This window comes from Longimicrobium sp., assembly GCF_036387355.1.
Classification (GTDB): Bacteria; Gemmatimonadota; Gemmatimonadetes; order Longimicrobiales; family Longimicrobiaceae; genus Longimicrobium.
This window is the reverse complement of sequence record NZ_DASVTX010000433.1, coordinates 1-5,354: the sequence shown is the minus strand read 5'-3', so window position 1 is coordinate 5,354 and position 5,354 is coordinate 1. Positions and strand designations below refer to the sequence as shown.

The 5,354-nt window shown below is 70.2% G+C and carries 6 protein-coding genes and 1 pseudogene; 4 read left to right on the top strand and 3 right to left on the bottom strand.

The genetic code is table 11. The features are described 5' to 3' along the window. Positions 1-115: 115 nt before the first annotated feature. The gene (locus VF665_RS18935; RefSeq protein WP_331055022.1) at positions 116-700 is read right to left on the bottom strand and encodes a C40 family peptidase; all 585 of its coding nucleotides are present in this window, start codon (positions 698-700) and stop codon (positions 116-118) included. Positions 701-1,036: 336 nt separating this feature from the next. Here VF665_RS18935 and VF665_RS18930 point away from each other — a divergent pair, with 336 nt between their 5' ends. After that, positions 1,037-1,993 (top strand): serine hydrolase, encoded by a 957-nt coding sequence (locus VF665_RS18930; RefSeq protein WP_331055021.1) that lies wholly within the window; start codon positions 1,037-1,039, stop codon positions 1,991-1,993. After that, positions 1,990-2,937, top strand: coding sequence for a TIGR01777 family oxidoreductase (locus tag VF665_RS18925; RefSeq protein WP_331055020.1), 948 nt, complete (start codon positions 1,990-1,992; stop codon positions 2,935-2,937). The genes VF665_RS18930 and VF665_RS18925 overlap by 4 nt, the downstream gene beginning before the upstream one ends. Positions 2,938-3,360: 423 nt before the next feature. On the opposite strand, the gene VF665_RS18920 is transcribed toward VF665_RS18925, so the two are convergent. Further along, on the bottom strand, positions 3,361-3,768 hold the full coding sequence (locus tag VF665_RS18920; RefSeq protein ID WP_331055019.1) for a hypothetical protein: 408 nt from the start codon (positions 3,766-3,768) through the stop codon (positions 3,361-3,363). Between the two features lie 180 nt (positions 3,769-3,948). Here VF665_RS18920 and VF665_RS18915 point away from each other — a divergent pair, with 180 nt between their 5' ends. Together VF665_RS18915 and VF665_RS18910 are read left to right on the top strand one after the other, a co-directional pair. After that, on the top strand, positions 3,949-4,233 hold the full coding sequence (locus VF665_RS18915) for a hypothetical protein (protein ID WP_331055018.1): 285 nt from the start codon (positions 3,949-3,951) through the stop codon (positions 4,231-4,233). A gap of 99 nt (positions 4,234-4,332) precedes the next feature. Further along, the gene (locus VF665_RS18910; RefSeq protein ID WP_331055017.1) at positions 4,333-4,986 is read left to right on the top strand and encodes a 4-vinyl reductase; all 654 of its coding nucleotides are present in this window, start codon (positions 4,333-4,335) and stop codon (positions 4,984-4,986) included. A gap of 104 nt (positions 4,987-5,090) precedes the next feature. Here VF665_RS18910 and VF665_RS18905 read toward each other — a convergent pair. Continuing rightward, positions 5,091-5,354 (bottom strand): annotated as a pseudogene (locus VF665_RS18905) (hypothetical protein); the annotation flags it as partial.

The following is a 5,354-nucleotide window of genomic DNA, read 5'->3' as shown; positions in this document are numbered from 1 at the left end:
CGCACCCGCGTCCTCCACTCGAGGGCCGTTCTCTCTCGCCTTTTCTCCTCGACGCGAAAGAGGCCCCCGGAATCCGGAGGCCTCTTCTTTTGTCCATCGATCCGAAGCGGCGCTTTCAGCTGCCCCGGCGAAGCTGGGCGGGCGTGGTGCTCGGCTGCGGCACCAGGGCGCGCTGGGCCATGGTCTCGGCGCTGTCGCCGCTCATGAAGCGCCGCACGCCCATCCACGCGCGCACCAGCGAGTTGGCCGGGCGGTCCAGGCTGCTTTCCACAATGCGGCCCTGCCCGCTGCTGGCGTGCACGTAGCGCCCGTTGCCCACGTACACCCCCACGTGCGTCACGCGCCCGCCGCGGCCGAAAGTAAGCAGGTCACCCGGGCGCAGCAGCGAGCGGTCGCGCGGCACCTCGCGCCCCACCCGCGCCTGCTGGGCGGCCGTGCGCGGCAGGTTCACGTCGAACGCGCGCATCAGGTACTGCGTAAAGCCGCTGCAGTCAAAGCCGCGCGGAGAGGTGCCCCCGAAAACGTACCGCCGGCCGAGCTGCTGGCGGGCCATGCTCACGACAGAGTCGCGGCGTGCTTCGATGCTGAAGCTGGGTCCCGCCGACGGAGCGCGGCGGGGTCCTTCCTGTGCCGTCGCGGCGACGGAAACGGAAAAAACGGCAAGCATGAGCGCGCTGAGCGCGATTCCGCGTGACTGCATCTGGTTCTGGAGAACGGGTTCAACGGATCGGTGCCAGGAACTGGCTGACCGGGTGGCATCCCCAACAACGCGGGACGGCCGCGGCGGCACCGAGGCGAATCGACACACCTGCGAGTAGCTGGTTGAGCGGGGCGCAACGTAGGCCGGGGCCCGGGGGGTCGCAACTCCTTCGGGCGACGAGGCGCCCCAAGCGATTGCGGCACAACGGCTTCGGATTTTGTCTTCGGGGCTGCCGAAAGCGCGTTGGTGGACAAGAACAGGGCTTCGGAGCCATTATCATCTGCTACCTGTCCCCCTCCGGGGACACACCGCCCGCTCCGTCCCGGAATGCACCCGATGACCACGCGATTCGCCCGGTTGATCGCCCTGCCGCTGCTTGGGATTTCCATTGCCTGCGCCCCCGCCGCGGCCCAGACCGCCACCGCCCGCCCGGCCGCCAGCGACAGCGCCGGGCTGCGCCGCCAACTGGAGCGGATGATGGCGGGCTACGGAGGCGTGGCGGGCGCCAGCGTACGCAACCTGGCCACCGGCGAGGCCATCAGCATTCGCGGGGATGAGAAGTTTCCCAGCGCGTCGCTCATCAAGGTGGCCGTCCTGGTGACCGCGCTGGACGAGGTGCGCCGCGGCAACCTGCAGCTGAGCGATCCGCTGAACATGATCGCCCGTGACCGGGTGCCCGGCTCCGGCGTGCTGCAGTTCATGCACTCCGGGCTGGAGATGACGGTGGAGGACGCAGCCCAGCTCATGATCACCCTTTCCGACAACACCGCGACCAATCTGCTCCTGGACAAGCTGAACATCCGCACGGTCTGGGCGAAGATGGATTCGCTGGGCCTCACGTCCACGCGCATTCATGCCAAGGTGTACAACCGGTCCACCAGCGTGGCGATGGACAGCAGCGTGAAGTACGGCCTGGGCGTCACCACGCCCAACGAAACGGTGGAACTGTTCGCGCGGCTGCACGCGGGGCGCGCCGTGAACCCCGCGCTGGATTCGGTGGCTCTGGCCATGATGCGCAACAACCAGGACTTTACGAAGCTGGTGCGCTGGCTTCCCGAATCCATCATCGTGGCGCACAAGACCGGCGAGGTGGACCAGTCTCGCAACGACTGCGGCATCATCTACGGCCCCACCGCCCCCGTGGCGGTGTGCGTGATGACGCGGGAGAACCGCGAGCAGTCGTACGCCACCGACAATCCCGCCAACCTGCTCATCGCGCGGATCGGCGCCGCGGTGTATCGCCACTACAACCCCGGCGCACCGCCCACCACCGAGCCGGCCGCCTTTCGATGAAGCTGGTTCTCCCCGGCGGCTCCGGGCAGGTGGGCACGCTGCTGGCGCGCGCCTTTTCCGCCAGCGGCGACGAGGTCGTGGTCCTGTCCCGCTCCCCGTCCGCCGGCCCGTGGCGCACGGTAGCGTGGGACGGGGAGACCGTCGGACCGTGGGCCGCGGAGCTGGAAGGCGCGGACGCCGTCATCAACCTGGCGGGGCGCAGCGTCAACTGCCGCTACAACGCCCGGAACCGCGCCGAGATCATGGAGTCGCGCGTCCGCTCCACGCGCGCGGTGGGGACGGCGATCGCCGCGTGCGCGCGGCCGCCGCGGCTGTGGCTGCAGTCCAGCACGGCGACCATCTACGCGCACCGGCTGGACGCGCCCAACGACGAGGCGACGGGCATTCTGAGGGGAGGCGAGCGGAACGCGCCGGACACGTGGCGGTTCAGCATCGACGTCGCACGGGCGTGGGAGGCGGCGCTGAACGAGGCGGTGACGCCGGGGACGCGCAAGGTGGCCATGCGCAGCGCCATGGTGATGAGCCCCGACCGCGGCGGCATCTTTGACGTGCTGCTGGGGCTCGTGCGGCGCGGGCTGGGCGGATCGGCGGCGGGAGGGCGCCAGTTCGTCTCGTGGATCCACGAAGCAGACTTCACGCGCGCCATCCGCTGGCTGATGGAGCACGAGGAGGTGGACGGCCCGGTGAACCTGTCATCCCCCAACCCGCTGCCGTATGCGGAGTTCATGCGGGCGCTGCGAAGGGCGGCGGGCGTGCCCGTCGGCCTGCCGGCGACGCGGTGGATGCTGGAGATCGGCGCGTGGGCCCTGCGGACGGAAGCGGAGCTGGTGCTCAAGAGCCGCCGCGTGGTTCCCGGACGGCTGCTGGCGGGGGGATTCCGATTCCAGCACCCCGACTGGCCCGAAACCGCCCGCGACCTCGTCGCGCGGGGGACGGGCGACTGAAGTCGCGGCAACAACGGCGCGAAGTCCACCTTCGTGGACTGCCGCGGACGTCCTGGTGTGAGTCGCGGAGACAGGCGCGTCCACCCCGTCCAGAGCGAATGAGTTCGCCGCTGGAACAGCACGAAATCCACCTTCGTGGACTGCCGCGGACGCCCAGGTGTGAGTCGCGGAGACAGGCGCGTCCACCCCGTCCAGAGCGAATGAATTCGCCGCTGGAACAGCACGAAGTCCACCTGCGTGGACTGCCGCGGACGCCTCGGTGCACAGGGCGGAGGTGGCATCGCGCAGAAAAGCCGCATCCGGGTTTCCGGGTGCGGCTTTTCTTTCACCAATCCCCTGCAGTTCCCTCGCGACCTCCGCCACCCCGCGTGACGGCCCTTCAATACCGTTCGGGGAAGCGGCCACAACGGCCGAACGCGCGATCTACTCGCCGGGTGCGGACTCGCCGGGGTCAGGCGCGGCCGCGTCGCGCAGGCGACGGAGCCACGCGGGGGCTGCGGTGCCGTTCTGCACGTGCACGCGCTCGATGAGGCCCAGCACGTCGGCCGCGGCGTCGTCGCGCACGGCGGGGTCCACGGCGGAAAGCAGAATGCCCAGCGCGGAGGCGTACGCCTGGTCGGGATAGGCGCGCTCGGCGCCCACCTCGCCCACGAACCACTCCGCCAGCTTGCGCCGCACGCGCGGGTGCGGCGTGGCCCCGCTCAGAAAGTTGTGGAGCGTGCTGGGCCCCAGGCCGATTTCCGCGGCCAGCACCCGGATGCTGCTCTGCTCGGCGCGGTCCAGGGCAAGCTCCCGCAACGCCTCCAGCGACACCTCTCTGGGGTTGATCATCCTTGACCCGCCACGAGGGACTTGTTTTGGACGATTCGGACGTGTAGGTTATCCACTATGTCCGAATCGTCCGAATTGTCACGAACGTCTGACTTGTCCACTTCCGGCATCTACGGTAAACCTTCGGAGCCCGGGAAGCAAGGGTGCCGTGGGGGAAGCGGGCGAGGCCAAGGAGCAACGATGCAGTCACCCGACCGGATCAACGCATGGCTCGGCCGCGCCGTCCGCGTGCGCACCTTTCACCAGCTGGCCGCGCTCGGGCTCGTGCTGCTGGTGCCCGTGGTGCTGGCCGCGCTCCTGGTGCCCGGACCCGTGGCGGCCACGGTGGCCATCGGGGCGCTCGCCTGGTTCGCCGTGCTGACCGTCCTCGCCTTCCTGCACGCACGAGGGCCCACGGTGCGCGGCGGGGACGCGGGGCTTCCGCGCGACCCGGAGGCACCCGGAAGCCGCCACGGGCGGGACTGATCTGCTCCAGATGTTTGGCGCACCTTGCGACGGCACCGGTCCTGCCAGCAGATTGCGCGACTTTTCCAATCACCCGCGCCACGATCGGACATCTTCCGGATGAGCAGGACCGCCAGCCGTCGCGCCATCGGGCCCACCACGCCCAGCGTTACCCCCGTCTTTCCGCTGCTGCTCCTGGAAACCATGCGCGACATGGACCGCCCGGAGGAGGTGCTGGAGGGCGAGGACCTGAGCGCGAGCATGCCCCGGCGGCTGGGGCTGAGCGACGTGGTGTACCTGCAGATCCACAAGTTCCGCGAAGAAACCAAGCGCAAGAGCCTGCAGAGCAGCGCCACGGTCGAAGACCTGATGCGGCTGGTGATCCGCAGGCCGGACTGCGACGAGATCTTTGAGGAGGCGGGGCGGCGGATGGCGACGCGCGCGTGGGACGAGCGCAGCAACGCGTCGCGCCGCGCGGTGCGCCTGCTCCCCGCGGGGATGCGCATGCGGGCGGCGGCGCGCGCCACCGGCCGGCTGATGGGGCAGCTGGCCGGGCTGGGCACGCTGGAGGTGCAGGCGCGCCCGTTCCAGGTGCGGCTGCGCGACTCGCTCACCAGCCGCGCGGACCCGGGCGGGGCGGCGTGCGCCTTCTACACGGGCGTGATCGCGGAACTCATTACCCGCTACATGGGGCGCCGGCACAACGCCGTGCACTCCCGCTGCGCCGCGCGCGGCGCAGACAGCTGCGAGTGGAGCGTGCTCGTGGTCAGCTGACCCGGGCCGCGGGGATCAAAACGCGAACGCCGCCCAAGAGGCGGCGTTCTCCGTTTTACCCGTGTCCCGGCGCGCGAAAAGGCGCGCGGACGATCCGCCGCGGCTCACTCGTCCGGATCCACCCCGCACACCTCGTCCAGCTCTTCCACCCCCGCCTCGCGGAACAGCTTGCGGCGGATGCGGCGGTCGAACAGCGCCCACTTGAGCGCCTGCTGCTCCGGATCGTCCTCGTCGCCCTTCAGAAAGCCGATGTCGATCTCAAACCCGCCCGCCCGGCTGCGGCCGCCGCCGTAGGGGCGCCCGCGCAGGTCCTCGCCCAGCGCGTGCTTCAGAAACTGGTCCACGTGCATCGTCGCGCGCGTGGTGCG